The 26884-nt window shown below is 58.8% G+C and carries 24 protein-coding genes and 1 pseudogene; 12 read left to right on the top strand and 13 right to left on the bottom strand.

The window, feature by feature from the left end; translation table 11 throughout:
* The 9 genes from P3T40_RS10575 to P3T40_RS10535 form a co-directional block, all read right to left on the bottom strand.
* Nucleotides 1-461, bottom strand: a 461-nt coding sequence (locus tag P3T40_RS10575) for an acyl-CoA dehydrogenase N-terminal domain-containing protein (RefSeq protein WP_429267626.1), incomplete at its 3' end; no start/stop codon positions are given.
* A gap of 257 nt (nt 462-718) precedes the next feature.
* The gene (locus P3T40_RS10570; protein WP_429267625.1) at nt 719-1765 is read right to left on the bottom strand and encodes an AraC family transcriptional regulator; all 1047 of its coding nucleotides are present in this window, start codon (nt 1763-1765) and stop codon (nt 719-721) included.
* 192 nt (nt 1766-1957) lie between these two features.
* Complete coding sequence (locus tag P3T40_RS10565; RefSeq protein ID WP_429267624.1) at nt 1958-2311, bottom strand: BON domain-containing protein; 354 nt, start codon at nt 2309-2311, stop codon at nt 1958-1960.
* Nucleotides 2312-2330: 19 nt separating this feature from the next.
* Nucleotides 2331-3410, bottom strand: coding sequence for a porin (locus P3T40_RS10560; protein WP_429267623.1), 1080 nt, complete (start codon nt 3408-3410; stop codon nt 2331-2333).
* A 180-nt stretch (nt 3411-3590) separates the two neighbouring features.
* Nucleotides 3591-4814 carry an MFS transporter gene (locus tag P3T40_RS10555; RefSeq protein ID WP_429267622.1) on the bottom strand — a complete coding sequence of 408 codons (1224 nt, stop codon included), beginning with the start codon at nt 4812-4814 and terminating at the stop codon, nt 3591-3593.
* A complete protein-coding gene (locus P3T40_RS10550; protein WP_429267621.1) occupies nt 4811-5545 on the bottom strand; it encodes a glucose 1-dehydrogenase in 735 nt (244 codons plus the stop codon). Before P3T40_RS10550 ends, P3T40_RS10555 begins: the two co-directional genes overlap by 4 nt.
* 24 nt (nt 5546-5569) lie before the next feature.
* Complete coding sequence (locus P3T40_RS10545; protein ID WP_429267620.1) at nt 5570-6298, bottom strand: SDR family NAD(P)-dependent oxidoreductase; 729 nt, start codon at nt 6296-6298, stop codon at nt 5570-5572.
* A 404-nt stretch (nt 6299-6702) separates the two neighbouring features.
* On the bottom strand, nt 6703-7470 hold the full coding sequence (locus P3T40_RS10540; RefSeq protein ID WP_429267619.1) for a 3-hydroxyacyl-CoA dehydrogenase: 768 nt from the start codon (nt 7468-7470) through the stop codon (nt 6703-6705).
* A 22-nt stretch (nt 7471-7492) separates the two neighbouring features.
* Nucleotides 7493-8683, bottom strand: a complete 1191-nt coding sequence (locus P3T40_RS10535) for a thiolase family protein (protein WP_429267618.1) — start codon at nt 8681-8683, stop codon at nt 7493-7495.
* Between the two features lie 497 nt (nt 8684-9180).
* Between P3T40_RS10535 and P3T40_RS10530 the strand changes: the two genes are divergently transcribed.
* The 9 genes from P3T40_RS10530 to P3T40_RS10490 all read left to right on the top strand — a co-directional run bounded on the left by P3T40_RS10530 (nt 9181) and on the right by P3T40_RS10490 (nt 19690).
* Nucleotides 9181-10788 carry an FAD-dependent monooxygenase gene (locus P3T40_RS10530; protein ID WP_429267617.1) on the top strand — a complete coding sequence of 536 codons (1608 nt, stop codon included), beginning with the start codon at nt 9181-9183 and terminating at the stop codon, nt 10786-10788.
* Between the two features lie 2 nt (nt 10789-10790).
* Nucleotides 10791-11867, top strand: a complete 1077-nt coding sequence (locus P3T40_RS10525) for a VOC family protein (protein WP_429267616.1) — start codon at nt 10791-10793, stop codon at nt 11865-11867.
* A 276-nt stretch (nt 11868-12143) separates the two neighbouring features.
* Nucleotides 12144-12908: a fumarylacetoacetate hydrolase family protein gene (locus tag P3T40_RS10520; RefSeq protein ID WP_429267615.1), complete on the top strand. Its 765-nt coding sequence runs from the start codon at nt 12144-12146 to the stop codon at nt 12906-12908.
* A gap of 11 nt (nt 12909-12919) precedes the next feature.
* Entirely contained in the window at nt 12920-13945 is a 1026-nt protein-coding gene (locus P3T40_RS10515; protein ID WP_429267614.1) for an NADP-dependent oxidoreductase, read from the top strand.
* 4 nt (nt 13946-13949) lie between these two features.
* Nucleotides 13950-14876: a 3-keto-5-aminohexanoate cleavage protein gene (locus P3T40_RS10510; RefSeq protein ID WP_429267613.1), complete on the top strand. Its 927-nt coding sequence runs from the start codon at nt 13950-13952 to the stop codon at nt 14874-14876.
* Nucleotides 14877-14889: 13 nt separating this feature from the next.
* On the top strand, nt 14890-15333 hold the full coding sequence (locus P3T40_RS10505) for a nuclear transport factor 2 family protein (protein ID WP_429267612.1): 444 nt from the start codon (nt 14890-14892) through the stop codon (nt 15331-15333).
* A 134-nt stretch (nt 15334-15467) separates the two neighbouring features.
* Nucleotides 15468-16508: a phosphotransferase family protein gene (locus P3T40_RS10500; protein WP_429267611.1), complete on the top strand. Its 1041-nt coding sequence runs from the start codon at nt 15468-15470 to the stop codon at nt 16506-16508.
* Nucleotides 16509-16522: 14 nt separating this feature from the next.
* Nucleotides 16523-17770: an acyl-CoA dehydrogenase family protein gene (locus tag P3T40_RS10495; protein ID WP_429267610.1), complete on the top strand. Its 1248-nt coding sequence runs from the start codon at nt 16523-16525 to the stop codon at nt 17768-17770.
* 180 nt (nt 17771-17950) lie between these two features.
* A complete protein-coding gene (locus P3T40_RS10490) occupies nt 17951-19690 on the top strand; it encodes an FAD-dependent oxidoreductase (RefSeq protein WP_429267609.1) in 1740 nt (579 codons plus the stop codon).
* Between the two features lie 507 nt (nt 19691-20197).
* Here P3T40_RS10490 and P3T40_RS10485 read toward each other — a convergent pair.
* Nucleotides 20198-20884 (bottom strand): TetR/AcrR family transcriptional regulator, encoded by a 687-nt coding sequence (locus P3T40_RS10485; RefSeq protein WP_429267608.1) that lies wholly within the window; start codon nt 20882-20884, stop codon nt 20198-20200.
* Between the two features lie 151 nt (nt 20885-21035).
* Between P3T40_RS10485 and P3T40_RS10480 the strand changes: the two genes are divergently transcribed.
* The 3 genes and pseudogenes from P3T40_RS10480 to P3T40_RS10470 form a co-directional block, all read left to right on the top strand.
* The gene (locus P3T40_RS10480; protein WP_429267607.1) at nt 21036-21815 is read left to right on the top strand and encodes an enoyl-CoA hydratase/isomerase family protein; all 780 of its coding nucleotides are present in this window, start codon (nt 21036-21038) and stop codon (nt 21813-21815) included.
* Nucleotides 21816-21944: 129 nt separating this feature from the next.
* Entirely contained in the window at nt 21945-22241 is a 297-nt protein-coding gene (locus P3T40_RS10475) for a type II toxin-antitoxin system RelE/ParE family toxin (RefSeq protein ID WP_429267606.1), read from the top strand.
* A 1-nt stretch (nt 22242) separates the two neighbouring features.
* Nucleotides 22243-22575 (top strand): annotated as a pseudogene (locus tag P3T40_RS10470) (addiction module antidote protein); the annotation flags it as partial.
* 278 nt (nt 22576-22853) lie between these two features.
* Here the strand turns inward: P3T40_RS10470 and guaA are convergent.
* The 3 genes from guaA to guaB all read right to left on the bottom strand — a co-directional run bounded on the left by guaA (nt 22854) and on the right by guaB (nt 26813).
* The gene (gene guaA / locus P3T40_RS10465) at nt 22854-24437 is read right to left on the bottom strand and encodes a glutamine-hydrolyzing GMP synthase (RefSeq protein WP_429267605.1); all 1584 of its coding nucleotides are present in this window, start codon (nt 24435-24437) and stop codon (nt 22854-22856) included.
* A 198-nt stretch (nt 24438-24635) separates the two neighbouring features.
* On the bottom strand, nt 24636-25346 hold the full coding sequence (locus P3T40_RS10460) for a hypothetical protein (RefSeq protein ID WP_429267604.1): 711 nt from the start codon (nt 25344-25346) through the stop codon (nt 24636-24638).
* A 6-nt stretch (nt 25347-25352) separates the two neighbouring features.
* A complete protein-coding gene (guaB, locus tag P3T40_RS10455; protein ID WP_429267603.1) occupies nt 25353-26813 on the bottom strand; it encodes an IMP dehydrogenase in 1461 nt (486 codons plus the stop codon).
* Nucleotides 26814-26884 lie beyond the last annotated feature (71 nt).

Raw genomic sequence — 26884 nt, 5'->3', positions numbered from 1 at the left:
GAGATCAGCTTCGGCACGTAGGCCTGTTTCTGCGCTTCGGTGCCGGCCGTGAGCAGCGCTTCGATCGCGCCGTCGGTCAGCAGCGGACACAGCGCGAAAGAAAGGTTGGACGCATTGAGCATTTCGATGCACGGCGTCGCGATCAGCTTCGGCAGCCCCTGGCCTTCGTAGTCCAAAGGATGCTGCAGGCCTTGCCAGCCGCCCTCGGCGAATTGACGGAACGCGTCGGCAAAGCCCGGCGTCGCCGTCACCTTGCCATCTTTCCAGCTACTCGGATTGCGATCGCCTTCGACGTTCAACGGCGCCAGCACTTCGCCACACAGCTTGGCCGATTCTTCAAGCACGGCTTGCGCGGTGTCGAGGTTGGCATCTTCGAAGCCAGGCAGCTTCGCGATGTCTTCGAGTGCGGCCAGTTCTTTCATCACGAACAGCATGTCCTTGACGGGCGCGGTGTAGCTCATGGTCAGTCTTCCTGTAAGGCGGTAACGCGAGGCAAGCCAGCGTTGCGCGGCACGACGGTGTGCGGCAAGACGTGGCAACGTTTAGCGGATCGTATAGCCAATCGCCGTCGCGCCGACAGTCCAAGCTGGCCCATCTACTGACAAATCTGGCCAAACCGCGCACGGACTGCCGACGCGTCTGCGACTGGTTGCTTCAGCGAGGACGCATCGAGGGGCCGCATGGAAGGGCCGCACCAAAGGGCCCGAGGCAGCCTTGTTCAGACGCGTTGGCGATAGGCGCCAGGCGTGCTGCCGGTCCAGTGCCGGAAGGCGCGATGAAATGCGCTGGGATCGTCGAAGCCGATGTCCCCCGCGATCGATGCAATGGCGTCGTTGGTACCCGTGAGGCGCTGGATCGCGATATCCCGCCGCAACTCGTCCTTGAGCGTCTGGAATGCGGTGCCTTCGGCTGCAAGACGCCGACACAAGGTTCGGACCGAGGAATGCAGGCTCTGTGCCGCCTGGTCGATGGTGGGCACCTCGGGCAGCCTGCTGGCCAGGTACTGCCTGACACGGTGGCTCGTCAACTGCTCGCTGAACGACACGAAGATCCAGTCGCCCGGCGCGCGAGAGAGAAACTTGCGCAAATTGGTCTTGCGCTGGCGGATCGGCATGTCGAAATAGGCCACACCGAAGCGCATCAGCGTTTGTTCGCGGTCGAAGTTCACCGGCCCCGAGAAAAAGTACAGATGGTCGATCGCATGCAACGGACGGGGAAATGCGAAATCCACCTGCAACAGCGGAATTTTTTGACCAATGAGCCAGGACGCCACGCCGTGCGCGAGCTTGAGCATCAGTTCCTGGCCAAGCGCCCCCAGGCTGCCACAGGAAGGATTGGGGTGTAGCGCAATCTGGGCCACGAGGCCATCCCGGCGCGATTCGAAACTGAAGTCGTCCAGCACGATGTGGAAAAACTGGCCGAACCGGTGCATCGCCGTTTCGAGGTTCGGCGCGTCGAGCAGACTCAGGCAGAGGAATTTCAATGTGCCATTACGCAGCGGGCGCGCAAAGATGCCCGGCATTTCGTCGTCGAGTTCGATGGCGAGGGCGCGGTACAGCGCCGAAAACTGTTCCTCCGTGACCCGCGCGCCTGACCGCACCAGCAATTCGCGCGGGATGTTCGCCTCGTCGAGGTAGCGCTCGACCACGCTGTGCGGTGCGCCCGCAGCAGCGAGAAAGCCGTTGACGAGCGAAATCGGTACCGTCGCGCTGGGCGGGTACGTCGATGCAACTGACGGTGGTGAACGAAAATCTGAACGGGTCATAAAGACGATGCGCGTTGCCGCTAGCGGACAACAGTTTGCCACGCTTTCAGCGTAAGCCCGCACGTCTCGTCAACGCGACGGTAGTTGCGGCGTAAGACCGGTCCTTTCGACATCTTTGACCGATGAAACCAATAACCGGGCGGTCTATTCATAACGATACCCTGGCATAGCCGAGCTCGATAAACGTCGAGCTTAGAGCCCTTCGGCTCGCACGATGAGGCGGTTAGTCACCATTGTGACGCCGGGAACGGCCTGCGCCGCCGACGTCGCCAGATCGATCTGGTTGCTCTCCGGCACGTAACCTTCGAGCAAGATCGACCCGCCTTTTGCCACGACGACGACGCGATCAACGTTGAGCCCCCTGGTTCGCGACAGGGTGCGCAATACCGCCTTCCTGAGTATGCGATTAGCTGCACGAACTTCCTTCGCGCTCGGCGCGCTGCTAGCGGAGAAGTCGCCCGTATCGCTACCCTGTGCCTGGACGCTCGCCGCCGCCAGCGCGACCGCTAACAAGAGCACGTACCGCACTCCTTTGTTTCCCTTCATCCTCGTTCTCCGTTTGTCTTCAGAACGTGTGACGCAAACCCACGAGTGCCGCGACCGTGGTGCCTTGCACCCCGAATGTCGCACCGTTGGTCGAGACGCCCGTGTTCATTAGGCCCTGATTGTCGACCGCGCCAACCTGAGCGTAGAACGAGGTGCGCTTCGATACGAAGTACGTGGCGCCCAACGCACCCATCACCGAATGATTCGCAGTGCGGTTACGGTCGCTCGTCACCCACACGCCTCCGTTCATGTCGAGTGCTGGCGTCACGTGATAGTCGAGACCGCCACCGTAAACGTTATTGTTGAACGAACCCGATACCTTGTAATTGACGAACGACAGCTTCGCGGTGACCGGACCAATCTTGTACGCGGCGCCAATCGTGCGACCTTCGAATTCCAGCGCGGTCTGCACGGGCGTCTGCGCATTGCCGCCCGCATTGGCGTCAAAGATCGAGGCGTTGATCATGAAGCCACCCAGTTCGTACTTAAGGCTAGCTGCATACTGCCGTCCCGCCTGAAAATTGCCGGCAATGCCGCCGAGCGAATACAACACGCTTCCCTGAAAACCAGCCAACTCCGGGCTCGTGTAAGAGACCGAGTTCGGGCTGAATATGCCAGTGCCGATCACGTTATCAACGTAGTTCACAATTCCGCTGCCGAACAGGTCGAAATCTCGCGGATCCGACTCATACACCGCGAGAAAGAACGGCGAGTACTGCAGACCTGCCTTGAGCGTGCCGTATTGGTTGTCGAGCGCGACCCACGCCTGACAGCCAAACAGGTTCCCATTACAGTCGGCCAGCCCCCCATTCGCGGGGCTGAATCCGCTTTCCAGCTTGAACGAAAGTTTCACGCCGCCGCCCAGATCTTCCGTTCCGGTCAGGCCGAATATGGAAGGCGTGAGACCGCCATTTATTAACGAAAAGTTCTTGCCGGCGTTCTGGCCCGCGATCGCGCCTACGGTCCTGCTCGTATAGAGCACACCTGTGTCGAGAATCCCGTACAACGTGACGCTGCTCTGCGCGCAGGCAGCACCCGCAAAGAGCAGCGCCGCTACGCCGGCGACAGCTTTCAATGCAAATCGTCCTTTGTGAAGCATTTCCTGTCTCCTTACCCATTACGTCGCTCTCGATCTTCTAATTGACTTGTCGCGACGAGTGCGGCACCAGGTCATACCGGGCCTGAGCCCGGCGATGGGGGCCATTCATGTTACTTAATTCGTTATCCTTATTTAACTCAATGAAATACCAACACTCGCGCATATGCCCGCCACACCAGACTAGCCACTTGCTTTTCGACGCGCCAAAGGAGCAACCTTGAGATGTATGCCGAACAGCGTGGTCGCGAGTGCCAAACCAAATGTCACAGCGGAACTCATGATCGTTGAAGAATATGCAGTACCGGGTGTCATCGAATTCGCCAAGGCCTGCCCTGCAGCAAGACCAAACGGCATCATCGCGCTACTCAATACCGCTAGCCGTCCAGATGGATCCAGAGCAGATTGAGAACCCAAGTAATATGGAATACTAAATATCCAGAAAAACATAATGAGCGACGTACTCATCACCAGAGATTGACCATCTGATGCAACCAATAGTGTCAACATGGCACAAGCCAGCCCGACGGTACCGACAATCAAAGGCACAAGCCGACCGAACCGGGACCCAATCAGGGATACGAGAAGCCCTGCGCCGATGCCAGCCAGTCCCGCGATAGCCAAAGCCGAACCGACCGCGGCCGCCCTAATACCATGTGACTGTGCAATCGGCCCCACGATCGGCCAGACTTCACCTACTGCGACGAGGAAGAGAAACATGCCTACCAAACCCAACACACCGGGCAAAGTTGAAGAAGCCGCTTGTGTGCCCATATCCGGATCATCGGCGGCGCGCAAAGGTGCCACGCGAGGAAACCACCCAATGCCGAGTCCCATCAGCAAAGTGAACGCAAGTACAACACCGATGACCACCCGGTAACCTTGATCCAACCCAAGCCATGACAGTAGCGCCAAAAGCAGCGTTACCGACAGTTGGTTGGACGTGATCGCGATGCCGAAATTACGGTCAGGCAATCTGGTCGCCGATAGGGCAGCGACCGCCACGGTGTAGGCTATACCGACGCCGACCCCGGCCAAGGTGCGGACAATGACCAGGACCGGATACGAAACCACGAGGATGCTCGCCAGATGGCCGAGTGCTGCTATTAGCAAACCTACAGCCAGACATGCGCGGCGATCAACCCGCGCAATTACAAGCGAGGTCAGGATGACCGCGACAGTCATGCCTGCCAGTTCGACCGAGGTCAGAGTGGATGCCTGGGTGTTGCTGAGCCGGCCACTGCTGAGATACCCCGCGATAAACGCCGGGGTCATCAGCATGGTCAATGCACCGAGATTGCTCATCGCTACCATGGATGCAATAGCGGACCATCCGTTATAACGGCTGGATACTTCCAGCTCGGTGCCTGCTTCGTGCCGCGTTCGGAGTCGATTGAACATTTTCATTGCGCAAGATACCCACCGTCGATCACAAGTTCAGCACCGGTCATGAAACTTGACTCGTCGCTGGCGAGAAACAGCATTCCCTTGGCCAGTTCGATCGGCTTTCCCATCCGACCGAGCGGCGTTGCGGCGACCACTCTCGCGCTGGTTTCCTCTGCCTGATCTTCAAGTACCATCGGGGTCGCGATGATGCCCGGATGAATCGAATTCACACGGACATTCTCAGCAGCATAGGTAACGGCAGCATGCTTGGTCAGATGCCGAACTGCCGCCTTGGTCGCGTGGTATGCGGCGGCACCGGCTACGGCGGAGATGCCCCAGATCGATGAGACGTTAACGATTGAACCCGACCGCTTCGTGCGCATGCCCGGTAGAACCTCGCGCATCCCGAGAAAGACACTGGTCAGGTTGGTGGCGATCACCCTATTCCAGTCTGCGATGTTCTCATCTGCCAGCGGTAGCTGAGAACCACCTATGCCTGCGTTGTTGACGAGTATGTCCACGCCACCATGTTTTGCTTTGATAGCCAAAACGGTTTGCTGCCAATCCGTCTCACTCGCCACATCCATGATCAAAAAGCTGATGTTGGCATTCACGAATGGCTCATCAGGTTGATTGACGTCCGTGGCGAAAACATGCGCTCCTTCGCGCGCGAACAGTTCGGCAGCCGCTCGCCCGATGCCACGTGCGGCCCCCGTAATGAGAGCGACTTTGCCTGTAAGTTGTGCAGTCACGATATCTCCTTTGTGGGTTGCCATTCAGCCAATACCGCCGTCGACCGTTACTTCGGCGCCGGTAACGTATGAGGATGCGTCTGATGCGAGGAAAAGAACCAGCCGGGCAACTTCGTCCGGCGTCCCAAGCCGTCGCATCGGAATCATCTCCTCGTAGAATTTCAGCCGCTCGGCACTGTTTTCTCCAAGCATCGGCGTATCGATAATGCCAGGATGAATCGAGTTCACGCGGATGCCGAGCGAGGCGAGTTCTGAGGCGGCGAGCTTGGTCATGCCACGTACCGCCCACTTGCTGCTGGCGTACGCGAAGATGCCGGGAACGTTGTTCAGCCCAGCGTTGGAGGAAACGTTGACTATTGATCCCCCGCCGGTCGTGGCCATTGCGTCGGACGCCGCGCGCATGCCCAGAAATACACCGAGCTGGTTGATCCGGTAGTGAAGGTCCCACAACGCCATGTCGGTTTCCCGCAGGCTGGCCGGCTTATAGACGCCTGCGTTGTTGACGAGGATATCGACCCGTCCAAAGCGATCGAGCGTCTCGCGCATCACCTTGTCCCAATCCGCCTGTTCACCTACGTCATGCCGGACAAAGTGACCGGCGCTGCCCAATCGCGCTGCGACTTCTGCGCCACTCTCATTGATGTCCGTGATTACGACTTTCGCTCCATGCTGGGCGAATAGCGCCGCTTCTGCTGCGCCCTGCCCGCTGGCAGCTCCCGTGATGACCGCTACCTTGGCTTCCAGTTCCATCATGCGCTCCTCCTTTGTTGACGTGAGTTCAGTCATAGATGACTGTTCAAAACTTCCGCCACACATCCCGATAGGCTGATTCCAGGTCGCAGCCGCATATCCAACATCTAAAGGATTCCTCATCGTTAGATATTGATTTCACAGCTTCACGGCCCTACCGGGTTCGTCTCCTGTCCGGCGTACTTGTACTTTTCTATGGACTTATCTTGACACACCTCGCACGACCGAATCAACACAAATTTAGTCGATCGTGGAGTTTTTCTGTTTCGTGATTTGGTCTGATCGACCAGAGGGACGATGCTGATTCGAATGACCCACGATCGATAGAGAAGGACAGAAAAGAAGAGCGCCGCCCGCGTAAACCAACTCCGCGCTCTTCCCATCCAAAGTGCACGCGGCGTGCGGATTTACTTTGCAGCCATGCGCAATGCGCCGTCCAACCGGATGACTTCTCCGTTAAGCATCGGGTTCTCGCAAATCGCTTTGACCAGAAGGGCAAACTCGGCAGGCCTTCCAAGCCGCGATGGAAATGGCACCGATCGGCCCAGCGATTCCCGCACCTGGCTCGGGAGTCCGAGCAACATCGGCGTTTCGAAAATCCCGGGAGCGATCGTCATTACGCGTATCCCATAGCGTGCCAGTTCGCGCGCAATGGGCAGCGTCATGCCGACAACGGCCGCCTTCGACGCAGAGTACGCAGCCTGGCCGACTTGTCCGTCGTACGCGGCAACCGAGGCGGTCATAATGATCGTGCCGCGTTCGCCTTCTTCATTCGGCTCTGACTGACTCATTACCGCACTAGCCAGTCGTATCAGATTGAAGGTGCCGACGACGTTGATTTCGAGCGCACGGACGAACGTCTGAATTCCATGTGGCCCTTCCTTGCCCAGCACTTTTTCGCCAGGGGCAATACCAGCGCAACAGGCAAGACCATGCAGTGCGCCAAAGTGGGTGACTGTCGCGTCTATTGCCGATTGGCACGCGCTTTCGTCGGTTACGTCAGTGGGTACGAAGAGGGCATTGGGTCCAAACTCAGCTGCTAGCGCGGCCCCCGCGTCGCGGTTCATATCAGCCAGCACAACCTTGCCACCATTTGCGACGATCATTCTCGCGGTTGCCGCGCCGAGCCCACTTGCCCCGCCGGAGATCAGGAAAACACTGTCTTTGATGTTCATGGAAATATTTCCTACCAGACGATTACTGAATACGCTCGATGACGGTGGCGGTCGCCATCCCGTGTCCGATACACATGAGTTGCAAACCGAACTTGCCGTCGATGGTTTCAAGGCCGCCTAGCATCTTCGCCAGCAAGCCGCCACCGCTAGCGCCAAGCGGATGGCCATGCGCAATCGCACCGCCCCATGGGTTCACCTTTGCCTCGAGTTCGGGGCTCGCTCCAGAAAACTCGCGCAACCATGCCAGCACAACGGAGGCGAACGCTTCATTGATTTCGATCCAGTCAATGTCAGCCAGAGAAAGCCCTGCTAGCTTCAGCGCCTTGTGGGTCGCCGGTATCACGCCCGTCAATTGCATCACCGGGTCCGATCCGACCGCAACACGCGCCCGAAATTTTGCGCGCGCGGTCAGCCCGTCCGCAACTGCGGTAGCGCGGTCACCAATCAATACCGCCGATGCGCCATCCGACATCTGGCTGGCGTTCGCCGCAGTTACCACCCCTTGTCCTGGGGCACGCATAGCCGGCGCCATTGATGCCATCTTTGCATCGTCAATCGATGCACGAATCCCTTCGTCTCGTGTGACGGTAATGGGCTTTCCGTCCGCATCGATACCCGCTGCCGGTACGATTTCACGATGGTGTCCGGCTGTGGCCGCCGCATATGCACGTCGGTGGCTTTCCTTCGCAAATGCGTCACAATCGCTTCGGGTAATGCCCCAATGCTCAGCGATCCGCTCCGCGCTCTCGAGCTGGTGGACGAGCGGATAACGTTGCAGCAGCGCCGGGTTCAAGTCGTCGAATCCACGGAAATCATGCTGCCCGAGTGTCACATCCAGAAACATAGGCACGCGCGTCATGCTTTCGACCCCGCCCGCAATCACGTACCTTACGTCTCCTGACGCTACCGCCTGCGCGGCGAAATGAACCGCCTGTTGACTCGAGCCACACATACGATTGAGCGAAACCCCTGGCACCGATGACGGCAAACCGGCAAGTAGCGCCGCGATGCGCCCAACGTTCGCGGCCTGCTCCCCAGCTTGACTCACACATCCTACGATGAGGTCCTCGATATTTTCGGACTGGACACCGCTCTTCTTGATGACTGCGCTTACTGCGTCTGCGAGCAGGCTGTCCGGACGGATGTCGCGATACGCGCCACGTCGCTTGCCGTAGGCTGTGCGCACCGCGTCGATGATGACTGGTTCATTCATGATTCAGAGGTTCCTTTGGTTTCCCATTAGCAGCTACATGATTCACCCCTCGCACTGCTCTACGAAAGGTTCAAGATTCCTTCCTCGCCCCGGTAGAAATCGCCGACCGCTAGCCATGCCTTCATTCGTTATGCGAACTGTGCTGGCTGCACTCGATGCTGCATGTTTCGTCGGTATGCACCGGAAAGGGAGCGCCTACGCGAAGTGTAGGAACTGCGCCAGCGGTTGCGATGCTCAAGCTGATCAATTTCGATGATCGGATTTGCCACAGCCCGCGGCAGTAGTGGGCAGGCGCACGCCCCATCAAGCCTGCAACGCCTCAGAAACTGACCGACCGCCCTTGACACAGGATAGACGTCGGGTGATTGCAACAGTCGCCTTGTTACAAAAAAAGCTCCACGATCGTGGAATTTTTGTTTCGAGCGTGCTACTGTGATGAAAACGGTTACTCGAAGGTGTCGCCATAGGCGGCCAACAATCTTTGAAGGAGACACATCTTGACGGATGTACCTGTACTCGTAGTTGGTGCGGGCCCGGTGGGGCTCGCGACGGCCCTGGAGCTTCAGTTTCGCGGCATCCCTGCGCTAGTGATTGAACGTAACCCAGGAACGACGCGCCATCCCAAGATGGACGTCACCAATGGCCGCAGCATGGAACATTTCCGGCGACTCGGCGTCGCGGACCGCATTCGGGACGCAGCCGTACCCCGTGAAAACTGCATGGATGTGTCCTGGGTGACTCGGCTCAACGAGTGGGAACTAGCGCGATTCCCCTACCCTGATGTGCATGCATGGCGTGATCGTATCCGCACGAACAACAATGGCTCGCAGCCGCTAGAGCCGAATATGCGCCTAAGCCAGGTCGTGCTCGAACCGGTGCTCCGCGATATCCTGCTGGAATCCCCACTGATTGACCTTCGCTTTGGGTGGCGCCTCGAGGGCTTTGTTCAGGATGGCGAAGGCGTCACAGCGACATTGCGGGAAGTCGCAACCGACAAAATCGATCATGTGCGCTGTTCGCTGCTAGCGGGATGTGACGGGGGTAGCAGTGTTGTCCGCGAGTCGTTGGGCTTTTCGCTGGACGGTCGATTTTCGATCGCCCCGTTCTATATGGTCCATTTTCGTTCACCTGCAAAAGATCTGCTTCAGCGGTTTGGTATTGCTTGGCACTACCAATCACCTGTTGGTGGAACGCTGATTGCTCAGGATGACGATCAGACTTTCACCCTGCACAATATCCTTCCCGATGGCGTAGCTCCGGCCAGCGTCGACCCGAAGCAGCTAGTCTTCGACTCACTCGGCGCTGAGTTCCCCATCGAAGTCCTGCAAGCTAATCCGTGGTCTCCCCATCTCGCGCTCTCAGCTGGCTACGGGCGCGACCGGGTCTGGATGGCGGGAGACGCAGTCCATCAGTACATCCCGACTGGTGGCTATGGAATGAACACCGGCATTGGCGATGCCGTAGATTTGGGTTGGAAGTTTGCTGCCGTACTGCAAGGTTGGGGAGGACCCAGACTCCTTGAAAGCATCGAAGCCGAACGTCGACCCATTGGCGCACGCAATCTGGAAGCGTCCGGCGCTCACATGGAAGTTCGCTTCCAGATCGCTGCGGCCTATGACCCGAAAATCCACGAGGACAGCAGCGAGGGTGCCGCTGCGCGTGAAGCTTATTCACGCCTGATTCAGGAACTCGGTAATGCGGAAAACTCTGCACACGGAATCGAGCTTGGATCCCGTTATCGCCAATCGCCGGTCATATGGGGTGAGGTGAGCGAGCCCGAATGGAAACTGCTCGATTATGTGCCGAGCACGTGGCCGGGTGTGCGTGCACCTCACGTCTTCCTCGAGGACGGCCGCGCAATATTTGACCTGTTCGGACCGTGGTTCACGCTGGTACGTTTTACTGACGCAAGCGCCGAGCCGCTCATTCAGGCAGCCCGCGAGCGTGGCGTCCCCCTCACCGTGCTGGACGTACACGACAAGCACGCTCACGCGGTCTATGAGCGTGACTTCGTGCTAGTTCGTCCGGATCAATACGTTGCATGGCGCGGTAACGCCATGCCTGCTGACGCCCTGGCGGTTATCGATCGGGTACGAGGAGCGTGACCATGAATGAAAGCACACCTTCGCACAACGCTCCCGACTTTCGGATTATCGAACGTCCGGAACCCATCGTGCGGGCCGACGCAGTCGCTCACGTCGTGTTTGCACGACGCGATACCGATACGATGGCTCGCTTCCTTGAAGATTTCGGCTTTCGCCCGCTCGAACATCCTGAAGGAGTACCACGCTATCTCCGTGGTTACGGCACCCTTCCCTTCTGCGTTGAGGTCATCCCATCTTCAGAAGATCGCTTCATTGGCTTCGCGCTTGTAGCGAAGAATGCAGGCGACCTTGAGGCGCTGGCAAGGTACGACTCCTTGCCGGTTGAAGCGTGCGATGGTCCGGGAGGGGGAATGCGAGTCCGCCTCACTGACCCCGATGGTCGCCGCGTTGACCTCATTCATGGATTTTCCCCGGTGCCGACGCTGGCTACGCGCGACGAACTCATACCCGTGAATACCCCATTCTCAGCGCATCGCGTAAACGTGACTGTGCGAACGCCAGTGGAACCAGCGCCGGTATTCCGCATCGGTCACGTTGTCCTCCAGTCGCCCAACTTTGACGTGACAGCCGACTGGTACATGCGTCGCTTCGGTTTTATTCCTACCGACGTTCAGGGTACCGAAGGCGGCCGACCGGCACTCGGCTTCTTCCGCCTGGACCGCGGCACCGAGCCTGCGGATCACCACAGTCTGGCAATCCTCGCGGGGCCGTCCGCAACCATGCTCCACGTATCGACAGAAACGCTCGACATCGAGGCGGTCGGTCAGGGGCAGCAGTTTCTGCGCGCTCGCGGATGGACGCATTTTTGGGGAATCGGCAGACACCGGTTAGGCAGTCAGGTGTTTGACTATTGGAAAGACCCGGTCGGTGACGAGTGGGAACATTACTCCGACGGCGATTTGATGACCGCCGAATACCCGACCGGTTATCACCCATTGACGCGTGGTGGTTTGTGGACGTGGGGTGACGACCTGCCTGAGTCGATGCGTCCGCCCGAAGAAGTCCCTGAGCATGCGCCACCCGAGGTCAAAGCTCTGATTCAGGCATTGCTGGTACCCCCCCGACCATGGTTGCGGTGATGCCGCACCGTCAAACGTCAACGCACTAAATCTAGAAAGAGGTATGTAATCGTGGCTATATCTATTGTTCGGTATCTTGATGAAGCAGGTGTACTCCGTTGGGGGCGACTCACATCCCAGTCTCCGACAGCGCCTGAAGACGTCATTGAAGTGATTGATCTCGCTATAGATGGGAACGCCTCGACTGGCGAGCTCATTTCGGAATTCGATCGAAACCCGCAAACCTTCGAGCGCGGTCAGAGCAAACGGATCAAAGCGAAGTCGCTGCAAAGCCCCGTGACAAATGACGCAACGCTGATTTGCCAAGGGCTCAACTACAGTGACCACGCAGCCGAGGCTGGGCACCACCAGCGCAAGCAAAATCTCCTGTTTGCCAAAGCAAGCGCTTCGCTTTCCGGCCCATACGACGATATCGTCCGTCCTGCAGGTGTTGAATTGCTCGACTACGAAGTCGAAGTCGGGATCGTGCTGCGGGCGAAGCTGGGAGTTGGCGACACCGTAGACGACAGCAACATCGGGTCTTATGTCGCCGGCGCCGTGCTCTGCAACGACGTCTCGGCCCGCGACGTGATGTTTGCCGCGTCGTTCATGCAGTGGTACCAGGGCAAGAGCTATCGGACGTTTTGCCCTGCAGGACCGGTGCTGTATCTGATGACCTCATTGGAAGTGGCCGCAACGCTCGAGAATCTGGAAATTTCGCTGACGTATCAGGGTGAACAACGCCAGCACGCGATCACATCGCAACTCATTTACAAACCGGCTGAAACGCTGACACAGATCGCTGCAATCACGGATCTCCGGGCCGGCGACATGATCCTGACGGGAACGCCTGGCGGCGTCATCGCACAGGGCACACCAAAACTGGTTGAAGCGCTCAAGACCCATCTTCTCGACGACACGCGTCGTCGCGACGAGATGCGGATCGAAATGAAGAATCTCGCCAATTTTCTGCAGCCTGGCGAATCCGTGTCTTTGACCATGCGCGACCGGCATGCCGGCGTTGACCTGGGCGGCCAATATTCAGTGATTGCCGAAGCGTAAGAGCAAAGACAATGTCTAACATGACGAATCGTCGCGTGACATTGAAGGTTCCGCCAACGGGCATACCGCAGGCCGAGAATTTCGATCTCAACGTGGTGCCAGCGCCAGAGCTGGCGGACGACGAAATACTCGTAAGCAATAGCTACCTATCCGTTGATCCTGCCATGCGCGGCTGGCTCAGCGATACCAAAGGTTATGGCACGCGAATCGAGGTTGGCGATGTCATGCGCGCGTTCGCCGTTGGCAAGGTAATTCGCTCACGCAATTCCGCTTTTGCGCCGGGCGACTGCGTCATGGGTCTGTTCGGCTGGCAGGAACTGGCGGCGGTACGTCCCGACCAGGTCCTCCTGCGTATCAATGAACAGAACTTCCCTCTTTCGCTGCATCTCGGCGTGCTCGGAGTTAACGGCATAGCCGCTTATTTCGGATTGCGTGAGATTGGTGCGCCTAACGCGGGAGAAACCGTGCTGGTTTCGACCGCAGCCGGTGCCGTCGGATCCTGCGTGGGTCAAATTGCCAAAATTCTCGGTTGCAACGTCGTCGGCATCGCAGGCGGCCCGGAAAAACGCCGGCAATGTATCGACGAATTCGGCTTTGACGCTGCGATCGACTACAAGAATGAATCCGATCTGGAATCGGCGATTGGCCGACTCTGCCCCGACGGCATTGATGTCTACTTTGACAATACCAGTGGCGCAATCAGCGATGCGGTGCTGCCGAACCTCGCGATCGGCGCGCGCGTTGCCGTGTGCGGGACCGCTTCTATCGAAAGCTGGAGTCCCTGGCCAGTCGGACCTCGCTGTGAACGCCATCTTCTGGTGAAGCGCGCGATGATGCGGGGTTTCATTGCCCTTGACTATGCCGACCGTTACGACGAGGCGGTCAGTCAACTCGGTCAATGGGTAAGCGAAGGAAGGTTGCGTTACCGCGAAGAGATTCTGGATGGGCTGGAACAAGCGCCGGCAGCAATCGCGCGTCTCTATTCCGGCAAGAACCAGGGAAAACTGCTGATCCGGCTTCCGGCAGCGAAAGGATAAAGCTATGTCAAAGATCGTTATTAGTTGCGCGATTACGGGTGCGGTGCATACCCCGACGATGAGCCCTCATTTGCCGGTGACGCCTGATGAAATCGCGGCTCAGGCAATCGAGGCAGCGCAGGCTGGCGCATCGGTATTGCACCTGCACGCCCGCGACCCACAGACCGGCAAGCCAACCCCGGATCCGGAAGTGTTTATGCGCTTCCTGCCGCGTATCAAGGAGGCGACGGACGCGGTGGTGAACATCACCACCGGCGGAGGTCAAGGCATGTCTCTGGAAGATCGGCTGGGCGCTGCTGAGCTTGCGTCTCCGGAACTCTGCTCGCTGAACATGGGATCGATGAACTTCGGCATGTACCCGATGCTGGATCGGTACCCGAACTTCAAATACGACTGGGAGCCGGCCTATCTCGAGTCTTCACGTGACTGGATATTCAAGAACACTTTCAAGGATATCGAAACGATTGTCGACCGGCTTGGCAAAGGGCACGGGACCAAGTTTGAATTTGAATGCTACGACGTCAGCCATCTTTATACGCTGGCGCACTTCCTCGATCGCAAGCTTGTTACACCGCCGCTATTTGTGCAGTCCATTTTCGGAATTCTGGGTGGCCAAGGAGCCGACACCGAAAACCTGCTCCACGCCAGGCGGATCGCTGACAAGCTGTTCGGTGATGAGTATCGCTGGTCGGTCATGGCGAGCGGCCGCCACCAGATGCCATTCATCACAATGGGTGCGATCAACGGCGCCAATGTTCGAGTTGGCCTGGAGGACTCGCTCTACGCGGGCAAAGGAAAGCTCGCCGCTTCCAACGCGGAACAGGTGCGCTTGATCCGCTCGATTCTGGAGCCACTTTCCCTGGAAATCGCTACACCAGCAGAGGCTCGTGAAATTCTTGCTCTGAAAGGCAGCGATAACGTTAACTTCTAAATGCGGGTCGGATATGTCAACACCAAATGATGTTTCGAAAAATGTCGCTGCAGTAAAGGAGTATTTCACTCGTGGCGACGCCGGCAGGATGGACTTGCTCGATTTGTTCACCGATGAATTCCAGTTCTATTTCCCCAAGTTTGGCCTTGGCAATGGCAAAGCGGAATTTGCGGAGTTTGTTCAAGGGCTGATAGGTTCGTTGAAGTCGATCTCGCATGACATCGAGGCAATGAAGTTCTTTGAGGGCAGCAATTTTGTTGTCGTCGAAGGTACCACTGAGGGCGTCTACGGCGACGGCACGACCTGGTCAGGCGGCCACACACCCGGCGGGAGATTCGGTAGCGTGTTTGAGTTCCGTGACGACGGTTTGATCAACCGTATGCATATCTATATGGACCCGGACTACAGCAGTAAAGATGCCGACCGTTTCCTTTGGGGCACTGGGCGACGCTGGTAAGCGTTTTTCGAGCATAGATGGGGCTGAGATTGAAAATCACACCATTTTTATAATGTAGGATTACTACGTATATAGCATGAAACGCCGTGCTGAACGCACGGCGCGCCATGATCACTGTCTTTTGGAAAAAACGAATGCATACTGCAGAATCGGCTCCCGAGTTCAATCCACAGCGCCTGGATGCTTTTCTTCGAGAGGTCATCTCCGGATTGGAGGGGCCGATGTCCCTGGAACGCATCAGCGGTGGCCAGTCGAATCCGACATTCTTCGTCTCGTTCGCTAATCGCCGGCTGGTTCTTCGTAAGAAGCCGGCGGGCGAAATCCTCCCCTCGGCACATGCAGTCGATCGTGAGTTCCGGATACTCAATGCTCTCGCGGCAACTGATCTGCCCGTCCCCAAGACGGTCCTGTTTCATTCCGAAAGCGACATTGTCGGCACGCCGTTCTATCTGACCGAGCGACTCGAGGGGCGTGTTTTTAGCGACTGCTCGCTGCCCGGCATGTCGCCTGCCGAGCGCCGAGCAATCTATTTATCCATGGCAGAAGCCATGGCGCGTCTGCACAAGGTCGACTGGAAGGCAATTGGTCTATCTGACTACGGTCGGCCGGGTAATTACTTCCAACGTCAGATTGCCCGCTGGTCAAAGCAGTGGGCAATGTCGAAAACACGTGAGAACCCGGATATCGACCGGCTCCTTTCCTGGCTCCCAGAGAACATTCCCGATGACGACAGCACGACGATCAGCCATGGGGATTTTCGTTTAGGCAACCTTATGTTCCATCCAACAGAGCCGAAGGTGATTGCCGTGCTCGACTGGGAACTGTCCACCCTTGGTCATCCGCTAGCCGACGTGGCTTTCAATTGCACCACCTGGCGGACTTTACCTGCCGAGCACGGCGGCATACGCGAGTTGGATCTCAACGGACTCGGCATACCTACTGAGAAAGAATACCTCGAGCATTACTACCGCCTGGCCGGATGCAGCACGAGTGTCACGCCTTTCCATTTTGCGTTCGCCTTTCTTCGCTGGGCTGTGATTTTCGAAGGCATTGCAGCGCGCGCAAAGAGCGGCATCGCTACTGCAGACAACGCCTCTGAAGTCGGGCTCCTCGGTCGCGCCATGGCGCGCCGCGGCATCGAAGCGATCGATGGCCACCTCGACAATTCACTCTGAACACGGACCGCTTCATGGAATTCCAGTACCCGCAGAACGTGCGCATCATGCAGGACACCCTACGAGATTTTATGGGCCGTCATGTCCTGCCGGCTAACGTTGAATGGCATCGGCAAGTCGAACGCGGCATATACCCGAGCGAAGTGATTGCGCCGCTGAAGGTACTTGCGAAAGAGGCCGGCCTGTGGAACCTGTTCTTGCCCGGGCTACGAGAAGACGAGCCGGGCACCCGCCTGAGTAACCTGGAATATGCGCCGCTGGCGGAAATCATGGGCCGCATTCCCTGGGCAGCTGAAGTGTTCAACTGCAACGCACCCGACACCGGCAACATGGAGCTGCTGCATATGTTCGCGACGGCCGAGCAGGCTGATGGTTGGCTCAAACCGTTGCTCGATGGTGATATTCGTTCCTGCTTTGCGATGACCGAGCCCGACGTCGCCTCGTCCGACGCGACCAACATACGCACCACGATACGGCGCGAAGGCGATCAATATGTGATTAACGGTCGCAAGTGGTTCGCTACCGGTGCGGCGCACCCCAACTGCAATTTTGTCATCGTACTCGGGAAGTCGGATGAACGGCCGGAGGCGGATCCGCACAAGCGCCACTCGATGGTGATTGTGCCCTTAGCCACACCTGGACTGGAGGTGGTGCGCAATGTGCCGATCATGCATCACATCTCCCCGGAAGGTCACTGCGAGCTTTTGCTTAAAGATGTCCGGGTCCCCGTAGCGAACTTGCTCGGAGAAGAAGGCAAAGGCTTCGCCCTCGCCCAGGCAAGGCTCGGACCAGGTCGCGTACATCACTGCATGCGTACTCTCGGCCAGTGCGAACTCGCGCTTGAAATGATGTGTGAGCGCGCCCTTGAGCGACGTACCTTCGGCAAACACCTAAGCGAGTTTGCCAATGTCCAGGATTGGATTGCCTACTCGCGCGTAGAAATAGACCAGGCGCGCCTGCTCGTCCTCCGCGCAGCGTGGCTGCTCGACCAGCAGGGAAATCACGCCGCGCGAGTCGACGTGTCGGCGATCAAGCTTGTCGCCGCGCAGTTGCAGACTCGTGTCCTCGATCGGGCCATCCAGGTGTTCGGCGCAGCGGGCCTTACGCCTGACACGCCGCTTTCGTTCCTGTGGACCTGGGGCCGCGCCATGCGCTTCCTCGACGGACCTGACGAAGTTCACCTGCGCACCGTTGCGCGCGACGAGCTCGCCAAGGCCAAAGCAAATCCAGGATCAACCGCTGCCTATTGCCTGGCGGGCTGACGGTCGACAGAACGCAAGGCTGTAACGCGTGCGCGGAAGCCCATGCGCAGTTTGTGGTGCCGCGCCCTCGTCCGATGGCTCGCGGCGTATGAGGTGTCCGCCACCTGGCGCTGCAGACACATTTTTGTTGGGCATCCCTCAAGGGCCCGATACAACTCGTTAGATGGAGACGCAAGAAGCATGGACGAAAAAGCTAAAGACAATTTGTCGCGTCGCGCCTTCCTCGGCCGCGCCGCAGCGGCGGGAATCGGAGCGGCGGCGCTCTCTGTGCAGACGAGAGCGGAGGCGACGTCGACCAACGTCAGTTGGGACCATAGCGCCGATGTAGTCGTCGTCGGCTCGGGCGCAGCGGCCCTGTCAGCGGCGGTCGCCGCGACGAAAGCTGGTGCGAGTGTGATCGTTCTCGAGAAAAGCGCTGCGGCTGGCGGTACGACAAGCAAGTCGGATGGTGCCTACTGGATTCCGAACAATCATCACCTGGTCGCCAAAGGCATCGTGGACGCCAAAGCGGATGCGATGCGCTACATGGTTTGCGGGGCTTACCCCACCCTCTACCGGGAGGAGCAGCCGCGATATGGTGTCGGCGAACACGAGTACAGGATGATCGAGGCGTATTACGATAACGCCGCTCCTATTGTCGAGGACCTTGAGAAATCGGATGTCATCCGTTCCCTTCTTGTAGAGCTCCCAGACTATCGCGACCACGACGGGACCAACAAAACGCCTCAGGGGCGCGTTCTTGTTCCGCTGGAGCCCGACGGTCAGATTGGTCAGGGCCGCGAGTTGGTCCGCCAACTACGCGCATGGCTTGATGCACGCAAAACCCCCTCCCTTTTTCGTCATGCTGTCACTGGCGTAGAACGAAACGCGGCAGGCCAGGTGATCGGCGTCGCAGCAACAACGCCGGACGGCCCGATTCATGTTCGAGCCAACAAGGGCGTCGTGTTTGGCAGCGGCGGATTCACACACAATCCCGACCTGATGTTGAACTTCCAGCCTGGGCCAAATTGGGGCGGCTGCGCGGTGCCCACCAACCAGGGTGATCTGGTCAAGATCGGTATGCGAAGCGGAGCCAAGCTCGGCAACATGGCCAACGCGTGGCGGGCGGAACTCGTCCTCGAAAGCGCAATGGAATCGCCGAGCGTGCCACGCGACATCTGGCAACCCCCAGGTGACAGCATGATATTAGTCAACAAGTACGGCCGCCGCGTCGTGGACGAAAAGCGGAGCTACCATGAGCGGGCCCGCGTTCATTTCGTCTGGGACGCCGTGGAATCGGACTATCCCAACAAGCTTCTGTTCATGGTCTACGATAAGCGAACCGCGGAGCTCTTTGCTGGGAACTATCCCTTGCCAGCACCGGGAGACAGCGCGAGTTACGTTATTCAAGCGTCGTCGCTGGATGCCTTGCGCGACGCCATTCAGGCACGTCTTGATTCCCTACAGGCCCGGATTGGACGCGAAAAGTTGGCTGCCAATTTTGTCCAAAGCCTCGGTGCACAGATCGCGAAGTACAACGCCGATGCCAGACAGGGTGTCGACACTGAATTTGAGCGCGTCAAGTATCCCTACGACAGTGTCTGGCATACGCAGGTGAATTCGAAACCGCGCACCGATACGCAATGGAAACCGGCCGATCCCAATCCCACTGTTTATCCGCTTGACTCCAACGGACCGTTCTTCGCCATCATCGTTGGCGCCGGCACACTTGACACGAACGGTGGCCCAGTTATTAACGCGCAGGCGCAGATACTGGATGTTGACGGTCGACCCATACCTGGCCTTTACGGTGCCGGCAACTGTGTCGCATCTCCGGCTGCCAGCGCCTATTGGGGAGCCGGCGGAACGCTTGGGCCGGCTATCACGTTTGGTACGTTGGCGGGGCGGCATGCTGCTCTTGAAACAAAGAAGGAAGTTTAACGTGAGACTTCAATCCAAAACGGCCATTGGAACGGTGCTCTTGTGTGCCTTGATGTCCATTCGACCCGCAATGGCCGCGCCGAGCTTCAAAGACAACGTCCAACCTATCTTTGACGCTAACTGCGTCTCTTGCCACCAGGCCGGCGCCGCTCCGCAAGGGCTGGTTCTTGAGAGTGGGAAATCGTACACGGCGATCGTCGCACGCCCAAGTACGGAATCTCGTCAGATGTTGGTCGATCCCGGCGCGCCAAACTCAAGTTACGTACTCGCGAAAGTTACTGGCTCACAGGTCACATCGGGCGGCAAGGGCGAGCGTATGCCTCTGGGCAGCACTCTCCCAGTGGAGGATATAGAGACAATTCGTGCGTGGATCACGGCAGGTGCGAAGAATGATTAAGCGTAAGACGCTGTCTTGCAACCGGCAGCGCAACGCCGAGGCTCCGCCTTCAATCTGTTCCGGATCGAGGAACCCAGAATGGCCCTTGAACCGGATTTAGGCCTGAACTTCTACGTGAATACCGCTTGCTCAATCAGCTTCCAATAGCGATTCACCGCCTTGGAATTGTCGAGCGAGAAACCTATTGTTTCGCTCATCTCTCCTTTCAGGGAGGAGAGCACGGAGGTCATCCCGATGAGCATGTAATACAGCAGGTTGGGGTCCCCCTTGATCAATGCGCCGTCTGCCTGTGCCGCGCGAATCTGCGGCAGGATGCGGTCTCTCGTCTTCACGAGTACGTTTTCCTTCAGCCAGGTGAGTCTCGGACCACTCACCTGATTCTCCCTCAGCATGAAATGATGGAAGGCCGTATGTTCGATTGTAAACTGAAGGAAAGTACGAAACTCTTCACGTACCCTGTCTGCAGCAGACATCTGCGAATCGAGCGGAACCGCCTTATTCCACTTTTCCTCGATTTGCGCGAAAGCATCTTCGGCGACCGCACGCCAGAGGGCATCCTTGTTGCGAAAGTGATAGGTGATGAGCGTGTATTCCAGACCGGCCCGTTCGCCGATATGACGCATGCTAGCCCCGTCAAAGCCGCGCTCGGCAAATTCGTTCAACGCGGCGTCCATGATTGCCCGACGCGTCTCAACCGCGCGCGTCTGTTCGCGCCGATTCTCATTGCGCCGACGTCCGGCTGCCGGTGGCGCCACCGCGTCCGTAGGCGGTTCTGTAATTTTAGCTGCCTGGGTCATGCCAGTTCCAATAGCGTCGTGCAGAAGTCTTTCAGGATACACGTGGGGCGTCTCCATCGGCAAGCCGCTGACACGCCTCAGCAAAATGGACACCGACGTCGTCTGGCGCGCCCGAGGCGCTTTATAACCATCCTCATCCCATAGCATCCAAATGGCAAACAATATTACTCTGAGTCAAACGGACGATATCGTAGTCGTCACGATGTGTAACAACGAGCAGGCGAACACGATAGACGTGTCGTTTTGTGAAGGTCTGCTTAAGGTCTTGAACGAGGTCAAAAGCTCACAACAGCACAAAGCCGTGGTATTGCGAGCCAATGGCAGCGTATTTTCAGCCGGGGGCGATCTCGCTGAAATTCTCGAGCGATTAGATAGGGGCGCCGGATCACTGGAAGCCCTTATCGACGCATTCCACAGGATGATTCTGGCGATACGCGGGCTTCCGTTACCCGTGATTGCAAGCATTCAAGGCCCCGCAGCTGGGGCAGGTTTCTCTTTGGCAATGGCTTGCGACGCGGTCGTTGCAGTGAATACCGCGAAATTTGTGGTCGGCTATCCCAAGCTCGGGACATCAAGCGACGGAGGGCTCTCGTTCCAGCTGACGCGCCGGCTAGGACCGGCGCGAGCGCTCGACATCTTTTTGCGCAAGGAACCACTCAGTGCTGAGGAAGCAAGTTTGCTGGGGCTTGTTCAACGTGTCACTGATGCGGCGTCACTTGATGATACTTCCTTCGAGCTAGCCAAAATGATGTCGAGCTACCCGACGGCCGCAGTCACCGAGATCAAGTCGCTTATCGGCACCCTTTGCGACGACGGCTTCGCGCAACACCTTGAGCGCGAAAAGCAGGCGTTCCTGAGATGTGCCTCGACGACCGAATTTCGTGCAAGCGTTGCGCGGTTCGTACATCAGTCCGCGGTCCGAAAGCGATAGAGCATGAACGGCCGAACGGCTTCAGGTGACGGCTTTCACTGCGCATCGCGAAACTGCGATCGCTTAACAGCATTTTACCCGTCAGCGCGAGCGTTTGATATTCCGTAACCCATGGGTTACAATCCGAGCATGACGAAGCTGATCATTACGCCCGAATTTGACACTTGGCTATCCCGCGTGCGGGACCGCCAGGCGGCGATGGCGATCGTCGGTCGGCTCAGCCGGGCACGGTTAGGCAACCTTGGACATTGGCGTGCCGTAGGCGACGGCATCTCGGAAATGAAGATCGATGTGGGCAAGGGCTACCGTGTCTATTTCACGCAGCGTGGCGATGTGTTGGTGATCATCTTATGCGGTGGCGACAAGTCCACGCAGGCCGCAGACATCAAGCGCGCCAAGGTCATCGCGAAAGATTTGGAGTTTTGACATGAAAGTCAGCGAGTTAATGGAGTTCGACGCGTCGAAGTACCTGAAAGATGAAAACGACTACCGGCTGTATCTCGCCCAAGCGTTTGAAGGCGGGGATCCGGTTGAGATTCAGGCAGCACTTGGTGACGTTGCCAAGGCACGTGGTATGACGGCACTCGCACGCGAGTCGGGTATCGCGCGTGAAGCGTTGTACCGCGCGCTCTCCAGCAAAGGGAATGCCGAGTTCGCGACGATCATGAAGGTGATCGTCGCGATGGGGCTGCACCTCACGCTGGCAAAGCCCGAAGCAGTGCCAAAAGCGGCCGCAAAAGCCAAAACCGCGACGAAAGCCGTAGTGGCAAAGAAAGCACGGCCAGTCGCGAAACGCGCAGGCAGCGCGACCTCAAAAAGCCGTACTCGTTCTGGCAGTGCGGCACACGTCTGACGCCCGATCCGTCAGCGGCTCACGATCCGAGGAACGGGCCTCACGGGCCTGCAAACGCGTGGCGCAAACTTCGATGGCTTAATTCAAACGGCTAAACGTCGCATTTAAACTAAGCCTTACAAATCACGGCATATCGGGCTATATCCGAGCGAGATGTAAGTAGCGGGTTGGGAGTCTTTACTTCCTCACTCCCACTCGATCGTCGCCGGCGGCTTCCCCGAGATGTCATAAACAACCCGGTTAATCCCCCGCACTTCATTGATAATCCGGTTCGACACATGGCCAAGCAGCTCATGCGGCAAATGCGCCCAATGCGCGGTCATGAAGTCCAGCGTCTGCACAGCACGCAGCGCCACAACATACTCATACGTGCGCCCATCGCCCATCACGCCCACGCTCTTCACCGGCAGAAACACCGCGAACGCCTGGCTCGTCAGGTCGTACCACGACTTGCCGGTTTCCTTGTCGATGGTCGTGCGCAGCGTCTCGATGAAGATCGCATCCGCACGGCGCAGCAGGTCTGCAAACTCGCGCTTCACTTCGCCGAGAATCCGCACACCCAGACCCGGGCCCGGGAACGGATGGCGATACACCATCGCCGGCGGCAAACCGAGCTTCACGCCCAGTTCGCGCACTTCGTCCTTGAACAGCTCGCGCAGCGGCTCGAGCAGCTTCAGGTTCAGCGTCTCCGGCAGGCCGCCCACGTTGTGATGGCTCTTGATGGTCTGCGTGGCCTTCTTGCCCTTGCCCGCCGATTCGATCACGTCCGGATAAATCGTGCCTTGCGCCAGCCACTTCGCATCCGTCAGCTTGCCGGCTTCGGCCTGGAACACTTCGACAAACTCCGCGCCGATGATCTTGCGCTTCGCTTCCGGATCGGTCACGCCAGCGAGCTTCGAGAGGAACACTTCGCTCGCATCGACATGGATCACCTTCACGCCGAGGTGGTCGGCAAACGTCGCCATCACCTGCTCGGCTTCGTTCAAACGCAGCAGACCGTGGTCGACAAACACGCAAGTCAGTTGATCGCCAATCGCACGATGCAGCAGCGCCGCCGCCACCGACGAATCCACACCGCCCGACAGACCCAGGATGACGTGCTCATTGCCCACCTGCTCGCGAATCTTCGCGACGGCTTCGTCGACGTAATGGCCCATTTCCCAATCAGGCTGCGCGCCGCAAATCGTCAGCACGAAGCGCTCGAGCATGGCGCGCCCTTGCACCGTGTGCGTCACTTCCGGGTGCCACTGCAGGCCGTAGAAATGACGCGCCTCGTCGGCCATCGCCGCGATCGGGCACGATTCGGTGGAGGCCATCAACTGGAAGCCCGACGGCATTTCCAGCACCTTGTCACCGTGGCTCATCCACACCTTCAGCATGCCGTGACCTTCTGGCGTCGTGAAGTCGCTTATGCCTTCGAGCAGGCTCGTATGGTTGCGCGCACGCACTTCCGCGTAACCGAACTCACGCAGATGGCCAATGTCGACCTTGCCGCCTAGTTGCTCGGCCATCGCCTGCATGCCGTAGCAGATGCCGAGCACCGGTACGCCGAGTTCAAACACCGCTTGCGGCACGCGCGGCGTATCGGTCTCGGTGACCGAGCTCGGTCCGCCCGAGAGGATCACGCCCTTCGGCGCGAAGTCGCGAATGAACGACGCATCGACGTCGTACGGATGAATTTCCGAGTACACGTTCGCCTCGCGGACGCGACGTGCAATCAGTTGGGTGACTTGCGAACCGAAGTCGAGAATCAGGATCTTGTCGTGCATGGCAGCGGACGGCATCAAAAGTGAACGGATAAGGAAAGCCGCGTACGAGGCGCGGCGTTGAATTCAAAACAGCCCTGGCTGCGAGGCCATACTGGGCAGCGCGGGATCTGACATCGCGCAGATGCACCATGAAGCAGGCGCGCAGACGGAATCCGGAAGCTTCGGCAGGTGGCCTGGCGGGATGCCCGCGTCAGCCATTCAGCCATGGAACGGCGGCCTTGGCGCGCCCGGCGCATCCGCAGCAGAGGTACGCGCTTCGACGTCACTTGCCGAGAGCGTTCCCGGCCGGTTGGCAGCGGCGAAGTCTGGCTCGACCGGATGGCCGGTTGCGGGACTGATCGGGCTGGCAGGACGCGCGGCCGGCGGCACGACGGGCTCCGTCACAGGCACCACCACGGGTGCCACAACCGGTTCGGTCCGATAGCCCACTGCCTCACGCCCTCTTGCAGCGTCTTTCACAGCCTGCCTTTCGGCCCGTTCCGCGGCGGCGACCTCGGCGAGGCGCAACCGCTCGCGGCGCCGTACTGCGCCCGAGAGCCGCACACCGCCAAAGCCAATCACGACCAGCACCACACCCGCCAGCACGGCAACCAGTTGACCGAAGCCGGTCAACTCCGGGCGATGCATACCGATCAGCCAGACCAGCATCAGCAGGCCCGTCAGCCAGTTCACATGCCCGACGACCTTGGCGACCGTCGAAGTCAGCGCACCGTCGATCGACGCGTGAAACGCCAGCCACGCGAGTCCGATCAGCGCGATGCCAAGCCCCTGTCCAACCAGCGTGGGTTGCGTCTGCACCAGTTGCAGCGCGTTGTACAGCGAGGTCCAGGGCGTCAGCAGGAACAACACGCCGAACGCCAGTAACAGCAAGGCATCGATGATCAGTACAGCGCGCAGCAATGGCTTCATGGGCGATTAGTCCACGTGGTAGTTAGGCGCTTCCTTGGTGATCTGCACGTCGTGAACGTGCGACTCGCGCAATCCTGCGCCGGTGATCTGCACGAATTCCGCCTTGTCGTTCATCTCGTCGATGGTGCGGCAACCGCAATAACCCATGCTGGCGCGCACGCCGCCGATCAGCTGGAACAGAATCGCCGTGACCGAGCCTTTGTAGGCAACGCGACCTTCGATGCCTTCCGGCACCAGCTTGTCGATGTTCGCGGAGTTGTCCTGGAAGTAACGGTCTGCTGCGCCGTCCTTCATCGCGCCGACCGAGCCCATGCCACGATACGACTTGTACTGACGGCCCTGATACAGGAACACGTCGCCCGGCGCTTCCTCAGTGCCGGCGAACATGCTGCCCATCATCACGGCGCTCGCGCCGGCGGCCAGCGCCTTGCTGACGTCGCCCGAGAAACGCACGCCGCCGTCACCGACGACCGGCACGCCCGTGCCCTTGAGCGCTTCCGACACATTGGCGATCGCCGTGACCTGCGGCACCCCGACACCCGCGACGACACGCGTCGTACAGATCGAGCCCGGGCCGATACCGACCTTCACGCCATCCGCGCCGTATTCGACCAGCGCCTTGGCAGCGGCCGCCGTAGCGATGTTGCCGCCGATCACTTCCACGTGCGGGAAGTTCTTCTTGACCCACCGCACGCGCTCGAGCACGCCCTTGCTGTGGCCGTGTGCCGTATCCACGACGATCACGTCGACGCCCGCCTGCACCAGCAGTTCCACGCGCTCTTCGTTGTCCTCGCCCACGCCGACCGCCGCGCCTGCGCGCAGCTTACCGTGTTCGTCTTTACAGGCGTCCGGGTGTTCGGTCTGCTTGGTGATGTCCTTCACCGTCATCAGGCCGCGCAGTTCGAACGCGTCGTTGATGACCAGCACGCGTTCGAGACGGTGGCTGTGCATCAGCGCCTTGGCTTCCGCCAGCGGCGTGCCTTCCTTGACCGTGACGAGGCGCTCACGCGGCGTCATGATGTTGCGCACCGGTTCGTCCAGACGCTCTTCGAAGCGCAGGTCGCGGTTGGTGACGATGCCGATCAGTTGCGCACCTTCGACCACCGGGAAACCCGAAATGCCATGCTGCTGCGACAGCGCAATGACGTCGCGGACCTTCATTTGCGGCGGCACCGTGATCGGATCACGCACGACGCCCGATTCGAAACGCTTCACCTTGGCCACTTCACGGGCCTGTTCAGCCGGCGTGAGATTCTTGTGGATGATGCCGACGCCACCCATTTGCGCCATGGCAATGGCGAGGCGAGCTTCAGTAACCGTATCCATGGCGGCGGACACGAGCGGCATGTTCAGGGAAATGTTGCGGGTCAGCCGGGTCTTGAGGCTGGTGTCGCGCGGCAGAACATCGGAGAAGGCCGGGACGAGGAGCACGTCATCGAACGTGAGTGCTGTTTGGATCAGACGCATGGCAAATCCTATAGGCGCAAAAGCGAATTATACGCGATACCTTCCTCTTTTTCACTGCACGAACAGCAGGT

It is taken from the genome of Paraburkholderia sp. EB58, assembly GCF_050436665.1.
Taxonomy (GTDB): domain Bacteria; phylum Pseudomonadota; class Gammaproteobacteria; order Burkholderiales; family Burkholderiaceae; genus Paraburkholderia.
Note: the sequence above shows the minus strand (reverse complement) of the source record. Positions and strands in the feature narration are given on the sequence as shown.